At 74.3% G+C, this 20,482-nt stretch carries 17 protein-coding genes; 1 reads left to right on the forward strand and 16 read right to left on the reverse strand.

Going from position 1 to position 20,482, the window contains the following annotated elements; translation table 11 throughout:
* Positions 1 to 169 precede the first annotated feature (169 nt).
* From ACPYN7_RS17450 to ACPYN7_RS17525, 16 genes are all read right to left on the reverse strand, one after another.
* Positions 170 to 907 carry a polyprenol monophosphomannose synthase gene (locus ACPYN7_RS17450; RefSeq protein WP_424348492.1) on the reverse strand — a complete coding sequence of 246 codons (738 nt, stop codon included), beginning with the start codon at positions 905 to 907 and terminating at the stop codon, positions 170 to 172.
* A 196-nt stretch (positions 908 to 1,103) separates the two neighbouring features.
* Positions 1,104 to 2,792 (reverse strand): amidohydrolase, encoded by a 1,689-nt coding sequence (locus ACPYN7_RS17455; RefSeq protein WP_424348493.1) that lies wholly within the window; start codon positions 2,790 to 2,792, stop codon positions 1,104 to 1,106.
* 56 nt (positions 2,793 to 2,848) lie between these two features.
* Entirely contained in the window at positions 2,849 to 5,686 is a 2,838-nt protein-coding gene (locus ACPYN7_RS17460; protein ID WP_058874918.1) for a DEAD/DEAH box helicase, read from the reverse strand.
* Between the two features lie 71 nt (positions 5,687 to 5,757).
* Positions 5,758 to 6,651 carry a twin-arginine translocase subunit TatC gene (gene tatC, locus ACPYN7_RS17465; protein WP_368825341.1) on the reverse strand — a complete coding sequence of 298 codons (894 nt, stop codon included), beginning with the start codon at positions 6,649 to 6,651 and terminating at the stop codon, positions 5,758 to 5,760.
* Positions 6,652 to 6,784: 133 nt separating this feature from the next.
* Positions 6,785 to 7,081, reverse strand: coding sequence for a Sec-independent protein translocase subunit TatA (tatA, locus tag ACPYN7_RS17470; protein WP_424348494.1), 297 nt, complete (start codon positions 7,079 to 7,081; stop codon positions 6,785 to 6,787).
* Entirely contained in the window at positions 7,074 to 7,442 is a 369-nt protein-coding gene (locus ACPYN7_RS17475; RefSeq protein WP_058874921.1) for a hypothetical protein, read from the reverse strand. The genes tatA and ACPYN7_RS17475 overlap by 8 nt, the downstream gene beginning before the upstream one ends.
* Before the next feature lie 23 nt (positions 7,443 to 7,465).
* A complete protein-coding gene (locus tag ACPYN7_RS17480) occupies positions 7,466 to 9,541 on the reverse strand; it encodes a WYL domain-containing protein (protein WP_368825344.1) in 2,076 nt (691 codons plus the stop codon).
* 11 nt (positions 9,542 to 9,552) lie between these two features.
* Complete coding sequence (locus tag ACPYN7_RS17485; protein ID WP_424348495.1) at positions 9,553 to 9,948, reverse strand: FKBP-type peptidyl-prolyl cis-trans isomerase; 396 nt, start codon at positions 9,946 to 9,948, stop codon at positions 9,553 to 9,555.
* A 105-nt stretch (positions 9,949 to 10,053) separates the two neighbouring features.
* The gene (locus tag ACPYN7_RS17490) at positions 10,054 to 11,013 is read right to left on the reverse strand and encodes an FKBP-type peptidyl-prolyl cis-trans isomerase (RefSeq protein ID WP_424348496.1); all 960 of its coding nucleotides are present in this window, start codon (positions 11,011 to 11,013) and stop codon (positions 10,054 to 10,056) included.
* Between the two features lie 131 nt (positions 11,014 to 11,144).
* Positions 11,145 to 12,590, reverse strand: coding sequence for a Pup--protein ligase (gene pafA, locus ACPYN7_RS17495; RefSeq protein WP_424348497.1), 1,446 nt, complete (start codon positions 12,588 to 12,590; stop codon positions 11,145 to 11,147).
* Positions 12,591 to 12,595: 5 nt separating this feature from the next.
* Entirely contained in the window at positions 12,596 to 12,805 is a 210-nt protein-coding gene (locus tag ACPYN7_RS17500) for a ubiquitin-like protein Pup (protein ID WP_058874926.1), read from the reverse strand.
* A gap of 35 nt (positions 12,806 to 12,840) precedes the next feature.
* On the reverse strand, positions 12,841 to 14,478 hold the full coding sequence (gene dop, locus ACPYN7_RS17505; RefSeq protein ID WP_424348498.1) for a depupylase/deamidase Dop: 1,638 nt from the start codon (positions 14,476 to 14,478) through the stop codon (positions 12,841 to 12,843).
* Complete coding sequence (gene arc / locus ACPYN7_RS17510) at positions 14,475 to 16,262, reverse strand: proteasome ATPase (protein ID WP_424348499.1); 1,788 nt, start codon at positions 16,260 to 16,262, stop codon at positions 14,475 to 14,477. Before arc ends, dop begins: the two co-directional genes overlap by 4 nt.
* Positions 16,259 to 17,413: a tRNA (adenine-N1)-methyltransferase gene (locus ACPYN7_RS17515; RefSeq protein ID WP_424348500.1), complete on the reverse strand. Its 1,155-nt coding sequence runs from the start codon at positions 17,411 to 17,413 to the stop codon at positions 16,259 to 16,261. Before ACPYN7_RS17515 ends, arc begins: the two co-directional genes overlap by 4 nt.
* 120 nt (positions 17,414 to 17,533) lie before the next feature.
* Positions 17,534 to 18,667 carry a site-2 protease family protein gene (locus ACPYN7_RS17520; protein WP_424348501.1) on the reverse strand — a complete coding sequence of 378 codons (1,134 nt, stop codon included), beginning with the start codon at positions 18,665 to 18,667 and terminating at the stop codon, positions 17,534 to 17,536.
* Entirely contained in the window at positions 18,664 to 19,374 is a 711-nt protein-coding gene (locus tag ACPYN7_RS17525; protein ID WP_424348502.1) for an HAD family hydrolase, read from the reverse strand. The genes ACPYN7_RS17520 and ACPYN7_RS17525 overlap by 4 nt, the downstream gene beginning before the upstream one ends.
* 75 nt (positions 19,375 to 19,449) lie before the next feature.
* Between ACPYN7_RS17525 and ACPYN7_RS17530 the strand changes: the two genes are divergently transcribed.
* Positions 19,450 to 20,358, forward strand: a complete 909-nt coding sequence (locus tag ACPYN7_RS17530; protein ID WP_424348503.1) for a PAC2 family protein — start codon at positions 19,450 to 19,452, stop codon at positions 20,356 to 20,358.
* The last annotated feature ends 124 nt before the right edge of the window (positions 20,359 to 20,482 follow it).

The following is a 20,482-nucleotide window of genomic DNA, read 5'->3' on the forward strand; positions in this document are numbered from 1 at the left end:
GGTCGGGGGCCGGGCGCAACTGCCGCCCCTGCTTTCGCGTTGGCCGTCCCCACTCATCTCGGGGCGGGGCCCCCCCCGCCCGTCGCGGCGGGGGGGGGGGGCGGGGGGGGGGCCCCCCGGGGGGGGGGGGGCCCCCCCCCACGTTCCCGGCGGTGCACCGGCCGGGAGATCAGCGCCGGGTGAGCTTGCCCGCGAGGGTCTTCGCGCGGGCGGTCAGACCCCACTGGGCGACGCGCACGACGGCCTCCCGGGTCACGTCCGGGCTCATCTTGGACTCCCCCTCGGCGCGCTCCACGAACGTGATGGGCACCTCGACGACGTTCAGCCCGGCCCGCTCGGTGCGCCAGCCGAGGTCGATCTGGAAGCAGTAGCCCTTGGAGTCCACGGTCTCGAGGCCGATCCGCTCGAGGGTCCCGCGGCGGAAGGCCCGGTAGCCGGCGGTGATGTCGTGGATCCGGGAGCCCAGGAGGGTGCGGGCGTAGAGGTTGCCGCCGCGGGAGAGCAGCTGTCGCTGCAGGGGCCAGTTCACGGTGCGCCCGCCGGGCACGTAGCGGGAGCCGATGGCGAGGTCCGCACCGCGCTCCACGGCGTCCAGCAGCAGCGGGAGCTGCTCGGGCTGGTGGGAGCAGTCGGCGTCCATCTCGACCAGGACGTCGTAGTCCCGGGCGAGGCCCCAGCGGAAGCCGGCGATGTACGCGGCCCCGAGGCCTTCCTTGCTGGTGCGGTGCAGGACGTGGATGTTCTCGTCCGCGGCCGCCATCTCGTCGGCCAGGCGGCCGGTCCCGTCCGGGCTGTTGTCGTCCACCACCAGCACGTGCCCGTCCGGGACGGCCTGGCGGAGCCGGTCCATCACGGTCGGCAGCGACTCGTGTTCGTTGTAGGTGGGGATGACGGTCAGTACGCGCACCGGGTCGTTCCTTTCGAGGGCTCACCTGCGACACCACAGGGCAGGCTCCCTCGCCTTCGGACCAGTCCGGCCCTGAGGGGATGCCGGCCTGTTTTCTAAGGACGAGCGAGCCCACCCGGCAGCAGTTGCCCAGCCTATCCTGCCCCGTGCCCGCGACCAACACGCCCCGGCCGCGTCCCGGCGGGCGCCGAGGGGCTCAGAAGCCGGCGGAGCGGTAGAGCTCCACGCCGTCGAGCACGGTCTGGCGGCACACGGGCAGGGACGTGCCGTCCAGCGCGGGCAGCAGCGGGGTGCGGGCGCGCGGATCGGTGCTCCAGGAGGAGCCGGTCCCCTCGGCCTGCTGCACCATGAGGGCCTCGACGTCCCAGACGGCGAACGTGGCCGGGGTGCCCGGCGCGAGCTGGCCCTGCATGGGGTCGGGGTGCCGGGCGGCCCGCCAGGCGCCCCGGGTGGAGGCGAGGAACGCGGCCCGCGCGGAGATCCGCTGCTCCGGGTCGTGGTGCTGGAGGCAGGCCCGGACGGTCTCCCACGGGGACAGCGGCACCACGGGGGCGTCGCTGCCGAGGGCCACGGGCACCCCGGCGCGGTAGAACGAGGCCATCGGGTTCATCGCGGCCGCCCGTTCGGCGCCGAGGCGCTGCTCGTAGAGCCCGCCCGGCCCGCCCCACGCGGCGTCGAAGCCGGGCTGCACGGAGACGGTCACCGCGTGGCGGGCGAGCCGCTCGATGCCCTCGGGGTCGATCATCTCGGCGTGCTCGAGGCGGTGGCCCGCGCTGCGCAGCGCGCGCTCCCCCACGAGCTCCTCGGCGCGGTCGAGCCCGTCGAGGACGATGTCCATCCCGGCGTCCCCGATGACGTGGAACCCGCCCTGCAGGCCGGCCTCCGTGGTCGCGGCGAGGTGGGCGGCCACGGTCTCGGCGTCGAGGTAGCGGTCCCCCCGGTCGTCCGGGGCGTCGGCGTAGGGAGCGCGCAGGGCCGCCGTGCGGGAGCCCAGGGCGCCGTCGACGCACAGGTCCCCGGCGAGGCCCACGAGCGACTCCCGCGGCTGCACGGCCCGTCCCAGCAGGTCCGCCAGGGCGACGTCGAAGCGCTCCGCCACCGCCCTGGCCTCCTCGGCCGTGGCCGCGAGCTCGCCCCGGTAGGGCACCACCCGGGGTGTCGGGCCCTCGGCGCCGACCCCGTGGTTGGCGAGGGCCGTCAGCCGGACGAGGTCCTCGAACGGGGCGACCTGCTCGGCGTTGGCCTCCACCAGGGCCACGTAGCCCTGGGACGCGGCGTGCCGCAGCGCCAGCCGGTGCAGCTCGGCGCGGCGCCCGGCGTCGAAGCCCAGGGCCGCGGCGCGCACGCGGTCGTGGGCCCGGTTCTCGACCCGGCCGTCGCCGAGCCATCCCTCGACGCCGGCGAGGCCCAGCCGCCGGGCCAGGGACGAGGACACCACCCCCGAGTGGACGTCGATCCGCGTCAGGTAGACCTCGCGCCCCCCGGCGGCCCGGTCGAGCTCCTCGGCCGTCGGCGCCCGCCGCTCCGGCCACACGGACTCGTCCCACCCGGAGCCCAGGACCGGGCCGGCGCCCGTGCGCGCGGCACCGGCCACGGCCTCAAGCACCTCGTGCAGGGAACCGGCGGCCGTGAGGTCGAGGGTGGACAGCGCCAGCGCGGTCTCCGTCACGTGCACGTGGGAGTCCACGAAGCCCGGGGCCAGCAGCCGTCCGTCGAGGTCGACCACGTCCATGGAGGAGTCCTGCAGGGACCGCGCGGCCTCCTCGGAGCCCACCCAGGCGACGCGGGCGCCGTCGACCAGCAGGGCCGTGGCGAACGGGTCGGCCGGGCTGTAGACGGAGCCGTTGCGGTAGAGGACGGGACGGGCGGGGGCGGTGGTGCTCACGGGTCTCCTGTTCGGGGCGGCGGTACGGGCGGAAGGGGGGGGCGGGGCGGTGCCGCTCAGTCCTCGAACGCGGAGTGCGCCACGACGCCGCGGCGCACCAGCGCGATCGCGCGCTGGCACTGGGCTCGCGTGCCGGCGTCGAGGAGGTCGATGCCCGCGAGCTGGTCGAGCATGTCGATCACCTGCTTGGCCCAGCGCACGAAGTCGCCCGCGGCGAGCTCCGTGCCGGACAGCGCCGTGCTCAGGGTCGCGCCGCGGGCCCAGAGGTACATCGGTTCCACGAGCCCGAACTCGGGCTCCGCGGTGGCCGGCAGGTGGTGCTCCTGCTCGCGGTCGGTGAGCCGGGACCAGTTGCGCACCACGGTCTGCGCGGCGCGGTCCATGGCGGCGGACGGCAGGACGGGCTGGATCCCCTGCTCCTCGCGCTTGGCCTGGTAGACGAGCAGGGTCACGAGGCCCGCGGTGGCGGCGGGGTCGAGGTCCTCGAGGAATCCTTCGCGCAGGCTCAGGGCCAGCAGCAGGTCCCGGTCGCCGTAGATCCGCCGCAGCTGCTCACCGGCGTGCGTGGGGCGGACCTCCCCGTCCGGGAGGGTCTCGAGGTAGCCGAAGGAGTCCAGCACCTGGGAGACGCGGTCGAAGGTCTTGGCGATCGTGTTGGTGCGGCTCTCGATCTGCCGCAGCAGCCCGTCGGTGTCCCGGCGCAGGGTCCACCAGCGCTCGGCCCAGCGGGCGTGGCTCTCGCGGTCCGAGCAGCCGTGGCAGGGGTGGCCGCGCAGCGCCTTGCGGACCTCCGTGATGCGCCGCTCGGCCGCGCTGGTGCCGCGGTCGAACTGGATGGTGTGCCCCCGGCCGCCGCCCCGCGGGGGCCGGTGCTCGTGCAGGGCGTTGCGCACGGACGAGGCGAGGTCGCGCCGCTCCTTGGGGGTCCTGCCGCTGAAGTGCTTGGGGATCCGGATCCGGGACACCGGCTCGAGGGGGCCGTCCAGGTCCTGCGCCCCCACCCGGCGCAGCTGGTGGTCCAGGGTGAGGATCGAGGGGCGGGGGTCGTCCCGGTTGGGGTCGGTGGACAGGATCACGGCGTAGCCGGCGTTGCGCCCGCGGGGGATCTCCACGACGTCCCCGGGCAGCAGATCGTGCAGCGAGGCGACGGCGTCCGAGCGGCGCCGCCGGGAGCCGGCCTTCTCCTCGGCCCGTTCGAGGTCCTTGAGCTCCCGGCGCAGGGCGGCGTACTCGGAGAAGTCCCCGAGGTGGCAGGTCATGGCCTCCTCGTAGCCCCTGAGGGACTCCTCCTGGGAGCGGACCCGGCGGGCCAGGCCCACCACGGAGCGGTCGGCCTGGAACTGCGCGAAGGAGGACTCGAGGATCTTGCGGGAGCGGAAGGCGCCGAACTGGGCCACCAGGTTCACGGACATGTTGTAGGTGGGCCGGAAGCTCGAGTTCAGCGGGTAGGTGCGCTTGGAGGCGAGACCGGCGACGGCGTGCGGGTCCATCCCGGGCTGCCACAGCACCACCGCGTGGCCCTCGACGTCGATCCCCCGGCGCCCGGCGCGGCCGGTGAGCTGGGTGTACTCCCCCGGTGTGATGTCCACCCGGGCCTCGCCGTTGAACTTGTCGAGCTTCTCGAGCACCACGGAGCGGGCGGGCATGTTGATCCCCAGCGCCAGGGTCTCCGTGGCGAAGACCGCCTTGACGAGCCCGTCGGCGAAGAGCTGCTCCACGAGCTCCTTGAACGCGGGCAGCATCCCCGCGTGGTGGGCGGCCACCCCGCGCAGCAGGCCGTCGCGCCACTCGTAGAAGCCGAGGACGTTGAGGTCCGCGGCCTCGAGCGAGGCCGCTGTCTCGGCCACCCGGGCGCGGATGGTCTGCTGCTCCTTCTCGGTGGTCAGCCGGATGTCCGCGGTGACGCACTGCTGCACGGCGGCGTCGCAGCCGGCGCGGGAGAAGATGAAGGTGATGACGGGCAGCAGCCCCTCGGCGTCGAGCCGGCGGACGAGCTGCGGGCGGGACACCCGGCGCGTCTCGGGGTTCGGCCGGAACCCCTCGCCGCCGTTGCGGCGGGAGAACCGGTCGCGGGACCGGCCGCCGGGGCCGCGACCGCCCCGGCGGCCGCCGCGCGGGTGCTCGGCGCGGGCGAGCTGGAGCAGCTCGGGGTTGACCTCGGGCTCGTCGCGGCCCGGGCCCCCGAGCCGCTCGGCAGCCTCCTCGACCGTGGTGTCGTCCACGAACAGGTCGAGCAGCCGTCCGCCCACCTGGACGTGCTGCCACAGCGGGACGGGACGGTGCTCGGAGACGACCACGTCCGTGTCCCCGCGCACGGTGTCCAGCCACGCCCCGAACTCCTCGGCGTTGGAGACGGTCGCGGACAGGGAGACCAGCTGGACGCTGTCCGGCAGGTGGATGATGACCTCCTCCCAGACGGCGCCCCGGAAGCGGTCGGCGAGGTAGTGCACCTCGTCCATGATCACGAAGCCCAGGTTCAGCAGGGTCGGCGAGTCCGCGTAGAGCATGTTCCGCAGGACCTCGGTGGTCATCACCACGACGTCCGCCTCGGAGTTCACGGAGGTGTCCCCGGTGAGCAGCCCGACCCGCTCGGCGCCGAAGGCGCGGGAGAACTCGTGGAACTTCTGGTTGCTGAGCGCCTTGATGGGGGTCGTGTAGAAGGCCTTCTGCCCGCGGGACAGGGCCAGGTGGACGGCGAACTCCCCCACCACGGTCTTGCCGGCGCCGGTCGGGGCGGCGACGAGCACCCCCCGGCCCTCCTCGAGGGCCCCGCAGGCGGTCGCCTGGAAGTCGTCCATCTCGAACTCGAGCCGGTGCTGGAACGCGGCGAGCTCGGTCCTCGCGTGGGCGGCCCGCTGCTTGGCGGCCAGGTATCGGTCGGCGTAGGAGGACATGCGTCCACCCTACTGCGCGGTCCCGGCCCGGGCGGGCCCGCCGGCGGCCCGTTCGCGACGGGCCGAGCGGATCAGGCGCGGGACCCGTCCCCGGCGTCGCGGCCGAGGCGTCCGAGCTCGTCGGCGGGGGTCGCGACGTCGGCCGCGGCACCCGTGCCCGCCGCCAGCCGGGCCTCCTTCCGGGCCCGCCGGCGGTCCAGGAGCAGGCACAGCCCGACCGCCACGAAGAAGAGCGTGAGCAGCGGCACCGCGAGGTAGAACATCGTCATCGGGTCCGGTCCCGGGGCGGCCATCGCGGAGACGACCATCACGAGGACCACGACGATCCGCCAGCTCTTGAGCACCGTGCGCCCGGAGAGCACCCCCAGCATGTTCAGACCCACGAGGAACACCGGCAGCACGAAGGCCACGCCGAAGGTGAGGATCAACTGCAGGAAGAACCGCAGGTACACGTCCGCGGAGATGAAGTTGGTCCCGCCCGCCGGGGTGAACGCGGTCAGGGCGTAGACGGCCGTCGGCAGGGTGAGCACGGCGACCGCGACCCCGCCCAGGAAGAGCGGGACGGCCGCGGCCAGGAAGCCGACCGCGTAGCGGCGCTCGGTCCGGTGCAGGGCCGGTGTGACGAACGCCCACAGCTGGTAGAGCCACACGGGGCTGGCCAGGACCAGGCCGAGCACCAGGGAGACCTCCACCATGATGTTGAAGGAGGAGCCCACGGCCGAGTAGTTGATGGAGGCTTCGCTGCCCTCCGCGGAGGCCAGCCGCTGCAGGGGCTCGGTGATGTAGCCCATGAACGGGATGTACAGGAAGAACCCGCCGACCATGCCCAGGACGGTGGCCACCGCGGACTTGATCAGCCGGTTGCGCAGCTCCCGCAGGTGCTCGGCCAGGGCCATCTGCGCCTGCGGATTGGCCTTGCGCGCCGACCGGCGCTTCTGGGGTCCGCGGGGGGACTGCGAGGACATGGGGACCTTCGGGACGTCGGGGCGCACGGTGCGCCGGGGCCGGTCGGGCGGTCCGTTCCCGGCCGGGGACGGACCGCGGGGGCGGCGCGCACCGGCACGGAGCGGGGAGCCGGAGGAGGGACGGAGGGGCGGGTCAGGCCGGGGGGCGGCCGGGGCGCTGCTCCGGGTCCCGCGGGGCGTCCGTCCCGGGGGTGCCGGGAGCACGGTCGGGGGTCACGTCCTGGCCGGACTCCACGGGCTTGCCGTCGATGACCACGTCGGGGCCGCCCGGCTGGTCGTCCTTCTTCATCTCCTTGACCTCGGACTTGAAGATGCGCAGCGACTGGCCGAGGCTGCGGGCCATGCCCGGGAGCTTGGGCGCGCCGAACAGCAGCAGGATCACCAGCAGGATGATCAGGATCATGAAGGGGCTGTCGAAGAGCCTACCCATTGAACATTCCTTTCCGTTCAGCCCGGCGGATGTCGCTGATCCGCTGCGGCTGGCCCATGCGGTCCTTGCGCTCGATGCGGCGTCTCAGACGGGCGGTTTCTCGTTGGTCACGGCCGACCCGGTAGTCGGCCACGGCTTGCCCCACCGGTGTGAACAGGGCCGGGTCCGGTGCGGCCCGCACGGGACGCTGCACGCCGGCGGCGGCGTCGTCCCAGCGCTGGGCGAACTCCCCGGCCACCGTCTCGGTGTCCCGGAGCAGGACGAGGAAGGTCCGGACCAGCCGCCACAGCATCAGTCCGAGGAATGCCGCGCCGAGCAGGACGAGGACCGTCCACAGCAGGACCCAGGACCACCAGAGCATGTCCTCCAGTATAGGCGGGCGGCTCAGGCCGGCTCGGACGTCCCGTAGGCCCGGAGCGCAGAGTTCACCCAGAGTTCCACCTGCGCCACGACGTCGTCGGGCCCGGCCACGGAGAGCTGGCCGCCGTAGCGGGTGACGAGCGCGCACACGGCCTCGACCGTCTGGAACCCGATGAGCGCGGCCTCGTGGTCGGCGGCCGGTCCGGTGCGGGCCCCGCCGGGGAGGCGGACCACGGCCGTGCGGGAGGCGTGGTACTGGTCGGCGATCCACCGGCTGCGCCGGTCGGTGACGAGCACGACCTCCACGGTGTCCGGGGTGCCGGGGGCGGGCGGGGCCGCGGCGGCGGCCTCCTGGGCGGCCGGGCGCTCCCCCGCCGGCCCGGCGTCCTCGACGGCGGAGATCCGGTCCAGCCGGAAGTTGCGCATCCCCTCGGCGTCCAGGCACCAGGCGCGCACGTACCAGTGGGTGTTGGAGGAGAACACCTGGACCGGGTCGACGACCCGCTCCGTGAGCTCGTCGCGGGACGGGACCACGTAGCGGATCCGGATCCGGCGGCGCTGCTCCACGGCGCGGCGGACCGCTGCCATGACGTCGTCGAGGGCGGGCGCGGGGGTGTCCGTGATGGGCCGGGCGCCCACCGCGTTGGCGAGCACCCCGGCGTCCCCCGCCGCCCCGGCGACCTTCGCGATCGTGGAGGCCACCGCCTCGGAGTCCCCGCCGGGCACGGTGCGCAGCGTCTGCAGGCCCACGAGCAGCGCGGAGGCCTCGGGCTGGGTGAGGCGCACGGGGTCGGAGAGCTCGTCCGCGTTGGAGAGGTAGACGTGGCCGTCGTCCCACGACGCGTCGATCAGCTGGTCCGGCATGTGCCCGGGCTTGCCGCACACGAACAGGGTGTTGAGGTCGGCGATGAGCTCCTGGTCGGTGATCCCGAACCGGCGGGCGGTCTCCTCGAGCTCCGCGCCCTGGTGGGCGTAGACCCAGCGGACGATCTCGAGCAGCCGCGAGAGGTGGTCCGCGGTGGAGAGCTTGTTGCGCGTGCCCTTGCGGGACTTGAGGCTCCAGTCGACCGGCACCCCGCGGAACCGGGCCACGGCCGTCTCCGCGCTGCGCAGCCGGCGCACCACGGCGGCGCGCACCTCCGCCTGCATCGTGGGCGCGGTGCCGTCCCCGTCCCGGGGCACCACGACGCCGGGGCCGGCCGCGGCGATCTCCTCGGCGAGGATCTCGGTCTCGGCGAAGGGGATGTGCAGCCGGTCCCAGTGCTCGACGCCGTCCCCGGCGCCGACGCCCGCCTCCTGCCGGGAGGCCATGCGGCGCAGCATGTGCGCGTGCCCGGGCCGGGCGAGCACCTCCACGGTGCGCGCGGGGGCGTGGGAGACCATGTGGGAGAGCGCCTCGTTCATGGAGAAGTGCTCGGGCGGGTCGAACTCCTTGCGGGTGACCGTGACGTCGGACATGATCCGCGAGAGCCGGAACGTGCGCGAGTCCTTGCGGTCCAGGTCCCAGCCGACCACGTACCAGTTGCCGTAGCGGGAGCCGATCCCCCACGGCCTCAGCCGCCGGGTGGTGAGCTGGTCGGTGCTGCGGGCCAGGTAGTCGAAGCGCACCTCGCGGTGGCGCACCACGGCCGAGAGCAGCGGCTCGAAGGACGGCTCGTGGGCGGTGAGGGTGGGCTGCAGCAGCGGCGGGGCGTCGTCCTCCGGCAGTCCCCCGATGGCGGGCTCGAGCTTGCGCAGGGCGCGGTGGGCGAGCTCGCCGAGGGAGGCGTCCGTCCAGGCGTTGGCCGCCAGGGCCAGCACCGCGGACTCCTCGGCCGTGAACTGCAGGGGCGGGAGGGTGAAGGACCCGCGCGGGATCCGGTAGCGGTGGCCGTGCGTGTCGTCGGGGAACAGGGGGTCCTCGGAGACCTCCTCGATGGGGTAGCCCAGATCGCGCAGCTCCGCCTTGTCGCGCTCGAACATGCGCTCGAACGCCTCGTCGGACGCGGACTCAGCGTACGACGGAACGGCCTCCCGGAGCTCGGCGCGGGTGTACCCGCGGTCGCGGGAGACCAGGGCGATGAGCAGGTTGAGAAGCCGCTCCGTCGATCGGGCTGCCATCGGCTGGGTCCTCAGCGCACGTCCAGGAGGTCCACCACGAAGATCAGCGCCTCGTTGGGTCCGATGACCCCGCCGGCTCCCCGGGAGCCGTAGGCCTGGTCCGAGGGGATCTCCAGGCGGCGGCGGCCGCCGACCTTCATCCCGAGCAGGCCCTTGTCCCAGCCCTCGATGACCTGGCCGATGCCCACGGTGAAGTCGAGGGGCTGGCCGCGGTTCCACGAGGCGTCGAACTCCTCGCCGGCGGAGAACGTCACGCCCACGTAGTGGCAGGAGATCTGCTTGCCGGGGGTGGCCTCCGCGCCGGTGCCCTCCACGAGGTCCGTGATGACGAGCTCGGTCGGCGCCTCCCCCTCGGGGAAGTCGATCTCGGGCTTGCTGCGGTCGAGCTTGCGCTCTCCGAAGGACATGGGTGCTCCTGTTCGTCGGGTCGTCGACGGTCGGTCGTCGGGAACGGCGGGGCACGAGGCCCCTGGGGGCTCGCGCCCCACCGGGCCACCCTATCCGACCGGGGGCTACTCCCCGGTCGCGGAGGGCGACGGCGAGGCGGAGGGCTCCTCCTCGGCCGGTGCCTCGGGGGTGTCCACGGCCGCGAGGATGTCGACGACGAAGAGCAGGCTGCCGGCCGGGTAGTCCGAGTCCTCGCCCAGGTCCTTCTCCGTGCCGTAGGCCTGGCCGACGGGCACGGACAGGACCACGCGGGAGCCCTCCTTCTTGCCCTTCAGGCCCTCCTGCCAGCCCTCGATGACGTTGGCGAGCGGGAAGGACGCGGGGGCGCCGTTCTCGTAGGAGGAGTCGAAGGTCTCGCCGTCGGACCACTTCACGCCCACGTAGTGCGCGATGACGGTGTCGCCCTCGGCGACCTCCTCGCCGTCGCCCTCGATGAGGTACTCGGAGACGAGCTTCTTCGGGGCCTTGCCCTCGGGCTTCGCCACGGACGGCACGCCCTCGTCGTTCTCGGTGATCTCCGGCAGGCCGCGGGGGCTGTCCTGCATCTCGCCCTCGATCTCGGTGGGGATCTTCCGGACGACCTCGTAGACCTCCACGGAGGTCGACTCGTCGCCGGCGGCCCCGGCGGTCTCCGGGGAGGAGTACGCGATGATCGCGCCCTCCTTGGCGCCCACCAGCGCGTCGTACATCTCCGGGATCTGGTCCTTGAGCTCCTGCTCGAGCTGGAGCACCTGGCCGGCGCCGCGGGAGTAGGTCTCGCCGATCGAGGTGCCGTCGGAGCCCTTGAACAGCGCCGCCTGCAGCAGGATGGTGTCGCCCTCGGCGATCTCCTCCCCCTCGCCCTCGCGCAGCTCCTTCGCGCCGGCCTCCTCGGCGTTGAGGGGGGTCTCGAAGGTGACCGACGGGGCCGTGCCCGGGTCCGGTTCGTTGCTGAGCTCCACGGAGTCGACGCCGGGCCCGGAGCAGCCCGCGAGGACGAGCGCCAGGGTCAGGGCGGCACCGGAGGTGGTCAGGGTCTTTCGCACGGGTTGCTTCCTCAAGGGGTCGGGCCGGGTGGGTGGCACGCGGAACGGACGGCACGGGGCGGGACGGCGACCAGCCTAGTGCAGGGCGCTGGACGTTGACTGGACGGAGGCCTCGGGGGCTCCGCCGCGGTTCAGACCACGGGGGCGTCCCCGTGGGCGTCCCCCGAGGTGCCGGGCGCGGCGAGGCCGGCCACCAGGGCGTCGGCCTCGGCGTTGTCCACGGCGAACGGGTCCTTGCACAGCACCGTGCGCTGGGTGCGGTCGTTGACCTTCAGGTGCACCCAGTCGACGGTGTAGTTGTGCCCGGACGCGACGACCGCGTCGATGAACCGGCCGCGCACGGCGGCCCGGGTGGCGGGCGGGGTCCGGGCCGCCTCCCGGACCCGCTCCTCGGGGACGAAGGTCGCCGCGCGTCCCCGCCGCTGCAGGAGGTTGAACAGTCCCCGCTCCGGGGCGGTGTCGTGGTAGGCCAGGTCCAGCTGCGCCATCCGGGGCGCCGAGAGGTCCAGGCCGTCGCGGGCGGCGTAGCCGTCGAGGAGCTTCTTCTTGATCGCCCAGTCGATCTCGGTGTCCACGGCGGAGGCGTCCTGGCGGTCCACGGCGTCCAGGGTCCGCTCCCACAGGTCCAGCACCCACGGCACCCGGTCGTGGTGGGCGCCCTCGCGGTCCACGAACCGGTGCACGGCCTCCAGGTGCTCGCGCTGCAGGTCCAGGGCGGAGCGGCGGGTGCCGTCGGCCAGCGGCACCGGGCGGGTGCCGGTGAGGTCGTGGGAGACCTCCCGCAGGGACCGCACCGGGTCCTCCATGGTGCGGTCGGGCAGGATCTGCCCGGCCTCGATCATCCGCAGCACGAGGTCGGTCGTCCCGATCCGCAGCGCGGTGGTGGTCTGGGACATCGTCGAGTCCCCCACGATGACGTGCAGCCGGCGGTAGTGCTCGGCGTCGGCGTGCGGCTCATCACGGGTGTTGATGAGGGGCCGGGAGCGCGTGGTGGCCGAGGACGAGCCCTCCCAGATGTGGTCGGCGCGCTGCGAGAAGGAGTAGCTGGGCGCCCCGGCCGCGTCCCCGACCTGCACGGCGCCGAAGTCCTCGGGCCCCGCGGGGTGCACCTTGCCGGCGCCGACGAGCAGCTGCCGGGTGACGAGGAACGGGATGAGGATCTGCACGAGCCGGGCGAACTCGGTGCGCCGGGCGATCAGGTAGTTCTCGTGCGAGCCGTACGAGTTGCCGCGCGAGTCGACGTTGTTCTTGAACAGGTACAGCTGCCCGGCCGTCCCCTGCTCCGCCAGCTCGTCCTGGGCCTGCCGCCGGAGGTCGTCGACGATCAGCTCGCCGGCCTTGTCCTGGGCCACGAGGTCCTCGAGCGTGGCGCACTCCGCCGTGGCGTACTCGGGGTGCGAGCCGACGTCCAGGTAGAGGCGTCCGCCGTTGGGCAGGAACACGTTCGAGGACCGGCCCCAGGCCACCACGGGCCGGAAGAGCGTGCGCGCGGCCTCCTCCGGGCTGAGCGGACGGGCGCCCGGGGCGCTGTGGGTGATGCCGAACTCGGTCTCGACCCCGTAGATCCTGCGGTCCATGGGGGCTACTGGCCGCCCTTCTGGACGAAGCCCTTCACGAACTCCTCGGCGTTGGACTCGAGCACGCCGTCGATCTCGGCGAGCAGGTCGTCGGTGCCGGCGGTGCCGGTCTGCGCCTGGGCGGCGGGGGTGCTGGGGGCGGGGGCGCCGGGCTCGGGGAGCTCGGTCTCCTCGCGGCGCTGGGCGCCGGTGCCGAAGATGCGTTCCTGGGCCATGACGGGGTTCCTCCTGGGGTCGGTGGTGAGGGTGCTCAGCCGAGGGAGCCGGTGTGCACGAGGGCGGGACGGGCGGCGGCGAGGGCGCGGACGAGGTGCTCGGCGTCCGGCGCCGCGGACAGCAGGGGGCCGACGTCCTCGCGGGTCAGCTCGAGCGGCTCGGGCATCGTGATCCGCGCGCCCCGGCGGACGCCGGGCAGGGTCAGCGAGACCGAGTCCCAGTTGGCCGTGAGGACGTCGTCGGGGAACCGGGTGACCAGCCGGCCGCGCAGCCACGCCCGGGTGTCGGCGGGCGGCAGCTCCACCGCGCGCCGGAGCTCCTCCTCGCCGAAGAGGGTGCGCATCCGTCCGGCCGCGACCAGCCGGTGGTGGAGCCCCTTCTCCGGGCGCACGTCCGCGTACTGCAGGTCGATCAGCGTCAGGCGGGGATCGTCCCAGGCGAGGCCGTCGCGCTCGCGGTAGCCCAGCAGCAGGGCGTGCTTGGCGACCCAGTCCAGGCGGTCCGCCAGGGACAGGGGGTCGGTCTCGAGGGCGTCGAGGACCTCCTCCCACAGCTCGAGGACCTCGCGGGTGTCCGGGTCCGGGCCCCCGGTGGCCCGTTCGTGCGCCCGGGCGGCCTCGAGGTAGAGCCGCTGCAGCTGGACGCCCGTGAGCTCCCGGCCGTCCCGGAGCGGGACGGCGGTGGTCAGCCCCGGGTCGTGGCTGATCGCCTGCAGGGCGGCCACGGGGTCGACGAGCGCGGCGTCCGGGGCGGCGCCGGCCTCGATCAGGCCGAGGACCAGGGAGGTGGTCCCGAACTTGAGCAGGTTCGAGGTGTGCGAGAGGTTGGCGTCGCCGATGATGACGTGCAGGCGCCGGTGGCGGGCGCGCTCGGCGTGCGGCTCGTCGCGGGTGTTGACGATGGGCCGGTGGACGGTGGTCTCGAGGCCGACCTCCCGCTCGAAGAAGTCGGCGCGCTGGCTGATCTGGAAGCCGGGGCGCCGGCCGCGGTCGCCGAGGCCCACCCGTCCGGCGCCGCACACCACCTGGCGGGAGGCGAAGAAGGGCAGCAGGCCCGCGGCGAGGGCGTCGAAGGGCACGGAGCGGGGCACGAGGTAGTTCTCGTGGGCGCCGTAGGAGACGGACTTGTTGTCGGTGTTGTTCTTGTAGAGGTTCACGACGTCGAGGCCGGTGCCCGGGGCGCTGGCGGCGATCGCCCGGACCGCGTCGAGGGCGACGCGGTCCCCGGCGGCGTCCCACAGGACGGCGTCGCGGGGGGTGGTGACCTCCGGGGAGGAGTACTCGGGGTGGGAGTGGTCCACGTAGAGGCGGGCGCCGTTGGGCAGGACGGTGTTCATCACGACCTGGCGCCAGTCCAGGGTCTCGGCGTGGGGCCCGCTCTCGCGGAGGGACTCGGCGGCGACCTCCTCGGCGGTGAGCACCGGGGCGGCGTCGGTGAGCTGGGAGGGGTCGGCCTGCTCGCGGGGGACGGTGAAGCCGCGGGCGTCCTCGAGGGGGGTCTCGCCGTGGTAGTCCCAGCCGGCGGTGGTGCGGGAGGCGCCGAGGCGGCGCCGCACCAGGGCCGCGTAGGTGGTGACCACCTGGGTGGAGAGCACGGTGGCGTTGGCCTGCGGGTTGCCGGTGGCGAGCACGCCGAACTCGGTCTCGGCGCCCATGACGCGGCGGACGCTCATGCGGGTCCCTCCCCCGGGACGGGACCGACGGGGGCGGCAGTGTGCCGGTCGGCGGGTCCGGCGGGGTGCGGGTCGCGGTGCAGGACCACGCGCAGGTCGGTGATGGTGTCGCCGCGGCGCCCGGAGATCCGGGCCCAGTCCTCCGGGTTGGAGGTGTTGGGCAGGTCCTGCTGCTCGTGGAACTCCTCGTCCACGGCGCGCACCAGGTGCTCGCGGCCCAGGCCGCGGACCCCGGTGGTGAGCAGGTCCTTGATGGCCTGCTTCTTGGCCCGGTCCACCACGTTGCGGATGACCGCCCCGGAGGTGAAGTCGCTGAAGTAGAGGGTCTCCTCGGTGCCGTCCCGGTAGCTCAGGTGCAGGAACTGCGTGCCCGGGCTCTTCTCGTACATCCGGGCGACGGCGGCGTCGACGAGCGCGGCGACGGCCCCGGTGCGGGAGCCGGCGGCGTCGACCTCGTCCTGGCGCAGGGGCAGGTCCTCGGTGACGTAGAGCCGGAGGATCTCGGCGGCACCCGTCGCGTCCGGGCGGTCGATGCGGATCTTGACGTCGAGCCGGCCCGGGCGCAGCACGGCGGGGTCAATCATGTCCTCGCGGTTGGTGGCGCCGATGACGATGACGTTGTCGAGGCGCTCCACGCCGTCGATCTCGGTGAGCAGCTGCGGGACGATGGTGGTCTCCACGTCCGAGGACAGCCCGGAGCCGCGGGTGCGGAACAGGGAGTCCATCTCGTCGAAGAACACGACCACGGGGATGCCGCGGGCCGCCTGCTCGCGGGCGCGCAGGAAGATGGAGCGGATCTGCCGCTCGGTCTCCCCCACGTACTTGTCCAGCAGCTCGGGGCCCTTGATGTTCAGGAAGTAGCCCAGGGCCTTGCCGCGCCCGGCGCGGTCGGCGGCGCGCTCGGCGAGGGAGCGGGCGACGGCCTTGGCGATGAGGGTCTTGCCGTTGCCGGGGGGCCCGTAGAGGAGGATGCCCTTGGGCGGGGTCAGCCCGTGCTCGCGGTAGAGCTCGGGGTGGACGAAGGGCAGCTCGACGGCGTCGCGGATCTGCTCGATCTGGGGCCCGAGGCCCCCGATGTCGTCGTAGGAGACGGCGGGGACCTCCTCGAGGACCAGCTGTTCGACGTCGGTGCGCTCGATGGGCTCGAGCGCGAAGCCGGTGCGGTGGTCGATGGACACGGCGTCGCCGATCTCCGGGCGGCTGCGGCGCAGCAGCCCGGAGAGCAGCAGGACGCGCTCCTCGTCGGAGCGCCCGACGGTGAGGACGCGGTCGTGGTCGACGATCTCCTTGACGGTCGCGATCTCGCCGGTCTGCTCGTAGTCGAGGACCGCGCCGACGGTGTAGTTCTGGTCGAGGAGGACCTGGCGTCCGGGCTCGCAGGCGGCGAAGCTCACGAGCGGGCTGAGCGCCACGCGCATGCGGCGGCCGGCGACGAGGACGTCGAGGGTGCGGTCGGTGACCGCGGGCCCGGTGCCCGTCGGCTCGCCCACGGGCGCGCGCCCGGGGTTGACCTGCAGGACGGTGCCCTGGCTCAGGGGCGGGACGAGGTCGTTCTCGAGGGCGCGCTTGAGCTGGGCGATCTCCGTGCGGGTCGCGTCGAGGAGCCGGACGAGCTTCTGGTTCTGGGTCCCGGCGGCGGCGAGCTGCTTGTCGAGGGCGCGCTTCTGGTCGCGGAGGATGTTGACCTGCCGCTGGGCGTTGACGAGGGCCCGGCGGGTCTGCTCGGCGTCGGCCGGGCCGGTGCCGGCCGCTCCGGTGGTCTGCTGCGGGGACGACTCGTTCACGGGCGCTCCTCGTGGGGCTGCTCGGTGCCGGGAGCCGGCCCGGCCGCCGGTGCCTGGGCGGGCTCGGGCGCGGCGTCCGGCGCGGCCGCCGGTGTCGTGGCCGGGGCGGTGGCGCCGGCGGGTGCGCTCCCGCGGGCGGCGCGCTCGGCGAGACCGAGGGCCTCGCGGCCGGCGCGGCGCAGCTTCTTGTCGGTGACGTCCCGCTCGCCGAGGGCCACGGGGGTCCAGGCCTGCAGGTCGTCCTCGCTGTACTCGGACTTGGAGGCCCGCCGCTTGGGGGCCAGCCGCTCGGAGCCGTCGGCGAGCCGGCGGGCGGAGAGCAGGAACCCGGTGTGGGCGACCATGCGGTGGTCGGGGCGCACGGCGAGGCCCTCGACGTGCCAGCCGCGGACCATGGTCTCGGAGGCGTCCGGCTCGGTGTAGCGGCCGTCGGCCCGCATCGCCTCGGCCGTGCGGGAGAGCTGGGTGACGGTCGCGACGTAGCACATGACCACGCCGCCCGGGGCGAGGGCGGTGGCCACGGCGTCGAGGCACTCCCAGGGGGCGAGCATGTCGAGGACCACGCGGTCCACGGAGCCGGGCTCCTCGTGCTCGCCGAGCTCCTCGGCGAGGTCCCCGATGCTGATCCGCCACGCGGGGTGGGGGCCGCCGAACATGGTCTCCACGTTGCCGCGGGCGATGTCGGCGAACTCCGCCCGCCGCTCGAAGGAGTGCAGGCTGCCCTCGTCGCCCACCGCGCGCAGCAGGGAGATGGACAGGGCGCCGGAGCCGACGCCGGCCTCGACCACGCGGGCGCCCGGGAAGATGTCGGCCATCGTGACGATCTGGCCGGCGTCCTTGGGGTAGACCACCGCGGCGCCGCGGGGCATGGACAGCACGAAGTCCTTGAGGAGCGGGCGCAGGGCCTGGTAGCGGAACCCGGCGGAGTTCTCGACCACGGTGCCCTCCGGGCGGCCGATGAGCTCGCCGTGGCCGAGCACCCCGCGGTGGGAGTGGAACGCGCCGTCCTCCGCGAGCGTGACTGTGTTCATCCGCCCGCGCTCGTCGGTCAGCTGCACGCGCTCCCCGGCCCGGAAGGGTCCGCGCCGGTTGGCGGCGCCCCGCGGGGACGCGGGCGAAGGGGCGGCGGTCTGGTCAGCGGTTCCGGTCATCGGCTCACTCTCGGGGCGGGGTCTGGTCGGTCGTGCGGGAGCCGGCGGGTGCGCCGCCGGCCCGGGGTCCTCCCCCATTGTGTCACCGCGGCGCGGGGTGCCGGGGCCGGGCGCCGGGGCTCAGCCGGCCAGCAGGCGTTCGAGGGCCGCGCTGCGCAGCACCCCCACGAGCGCGCCGCCGGGTCCCGTGACCACGTAGTGCGGGTACTCCCGGGCGGCGACCGCCCGCAGCAGCGACTCCTCGCGCAGCCCGGCGTCGAGCACCGCGTCGGCCGGCAGGTGCTGCAGGACGGACGTCAGCGGCGTCCCGGCACGCCGGTCCGCGGGCACCGCGTCCGCGGCGGCGGGCACGAGCAGACCCACCACCTGCCGGTCCGGGGAGACCGCCAGCACGTGCGGGACGGGTCCGCCCGGGACCGCGGCGTGCGCGAGGTGCTCGGTGACCACCCGGTCGGTGTGGGTGAGCGTGGCCTCCGCGGGGACCGCCACGGCGGGTTCGGCGAGCGCCGCGGCGCTGACGCCGTGCATGCGGGACAGGACGGCCGCGGCACGCAGGGAGGCGCCGGCGCCCTGCCACATGAAGCCGGCGACGAGCACCACGAGCACGAGCGCGACGGGCTGGCGCCACAGGCCGGTGAGCGCGGTGGCGGCGACGATCCCCACGGCGAGCAGCCGGCCCGTCCAGGCCGCCACCACCGTGCCGTGCTGCTCCCGGCCCGTGGCCGCCCAGACGAGGACCTCGACCACGCGTCCGCCGTCCAGGGGCAGGCCGGGCAGCACGTTGAAGACGCCCACGATGAGATTGGCCCAGGTGGTGAGGTCGAGCAGCACCCAGCCGAGCGTGGGGGCGGGCTCCCCGGTGCGCAGCACGGTCCAGCCCGCCAGGCCCAGGGCGAGGTTGACGGCCGGTCCGGCCAGGGAGACCACGGCGGAGGCCAGCGGGGTGCTGCGCACGTCCCCGAAGTGGGTGTGCCCGCCCAGCAGGCTCAGCACGATCCGGCCGGTGGGCCAGCCGAACGCGCGGCCGGTCCAGGCGTGGGCGAGTTCGTGCAGGAGCACGGACAGGGCCAGGGTCAGGGCGAAGCCGAGGGCGGCGGCGTAGTTGAGCGCCCCCAGCCGGGGGTACGCCTCCATGAGCACGGGGGTGTAGAGGAGCACGGTGACCGCGGCGATCACGAACCAGGACCAGGACAGGGTCACGGGCACTCCGCCGATCCTGCCGAGGGGGACTCCCTCGGCGCGGGTGCGGTTCACGCGCGGGTCCCGGCCACGAGCCGTCCGAGGTCCTCGGGGCCCACGCCGGCGAGGCTGGGCAGCACGAGGTCGGCGCCGGCGTCGTCGAGCGGGACCATGTTGGGCACTCCCACGGTGAAGATCCCCGCGGCGACGGCCGAGCGGATGCCGGTGCGGGAGTCCTCGACGGCGACCATGCCGGCGGTCGCCGTGGGGCGGCGGGCGCGCTCGCAGAGCCCGGCGGCGCCGATCCGGTACGGGTCGGGGGCCGGTTTGGCCGGGTGGCCGAGGTCGCCGGTGACGACGACGTCGAAGACGCCCGGGCCGCCGAAGGCGTCGAGGACGACCTCCGCGAGGGGGGTCTCGCTGCTGGTGACCAGGGCCAGGGGCACCCCGCGCTCGCGCAGGGCGGCGACCAGGTCCTGCGCCCCCTCCTTGTACACGACCCGTTCCCGGGTGCGGGCCGCGACCCGGGCGATGAGCCGGTCGACGATCTCGCGCACGCCCAGGCGCACCCCTTGGCGCTGGAACACGGCGGCGGCGTCCTCGAGCCCGGTGCCGACCATGGCCAGGGCGTCGGCCTCGGTCCAGCGGCCCCCGTGGGAGCGGACCAGCTCGATCTCGGCCTCGATCCAGTACGGCTCGGTGTCCACGAGCGTCCCGTCCATGTCGAACAGCACGGCGGTGGGCAGGAGGTCGTCGGGGGACGGGGACAGGTGGCGGGGCATGGCCTCCATCGTAGTGTCCGCAACACGGGCCCCCGCCTGCCGGGTGCTCTTGCCGTCGATGTCCCTGCGCGTAGTGTGGGTGGCGTGAGCAACGACTTCGACGAGACGTTCCCCCGTCCCCAGGCCGGCCCGTTCGGCGTGGTCCGGGAGGACGGTGACCAGGAGCGCGTGACCGTGCTGGTGGCGGCGTTCGAGGGGTGGAACGACGCCGGGGACGCCGCCACGGACGCGGTGCAGTTCCTGGCGACCCACTACGGGGCGAAGGATGTCTTCGAGGTCACGTCGGACGACTACTACGACTACCAGTTCTCCCGTCCGATCGTGCGCCGCGCCGCGACCGGCGAGGTGAAGATCGTCTGGCCCACGACCCGGCTCTCGACCGCCACCGTGCCCGGCACCAATCTCGACCTCGTGCTGCTGCACGGCTGGGAGCCCTCCTACCGGTGGCGCTCCTTCACGGCCGAGCTGCTGGAGCAGGCGACCCTGCTGGACGTCGACTTCGTGCTGATGGTCGGTGCGCTGCTCGCCGACGTGCCGCACACCCGGCCCATCCCGGTGACCAAGACCTCCGACACCGCGGAGCTGCAGGAGGAGCTGGGCATCGACTCCTCCCAGTACGAGGGGCCCACCGGGATCGTGGGTCTGCTCTCCCACATGGCGTCCCTGGGCGGGTTCCCCACGGTCAGCCTGTGGGCGGCGGTGCCCCACTACGTCGCCCAGTCCCCCTCCCCGAAGGCGGAGCTGGCCCTGCTGCGGGAGCTGGAGGAGCTGCTCAGCATCACGCTGCCGCTGGACGAGATCGCCGAGGACGCCGAGGCGTGGGAGCGGGGGGTCAACGAGCTGGCCTCCGACGACCCCGAGATCGCCGCCTACGTCCAGCAGCTCGAGGAGGCCAAGGACACCACGGACCTGCCCGAGGCCACCGGGGACGCGATCGCCAAGGAGTTCGAGCGCTACCTGCGCCGCCGCCGCGACGAGAAGTGAGCGCGGCCGGCGCCCGGGGGGGGGGGGGGGGGGGGGGGGGGGGGGGGGGGGGGGCCGGGGCCCCGCCGCCGCCCCCGCGCGGGGCGCGGCGCGCGGCGGCGCGGGGGGGCGGGCGGCGCCCCCC

It is taken from the genome of Kocuria sp. CH-021, from assembly GCF_049716185.1.
Taxonomy (GTDB): Bacteria; Actinomycetota; Actinomycetes; order Actinomycetales; family Micrococcaceae; genus Kocuria; species Kocuria cellulosilytica.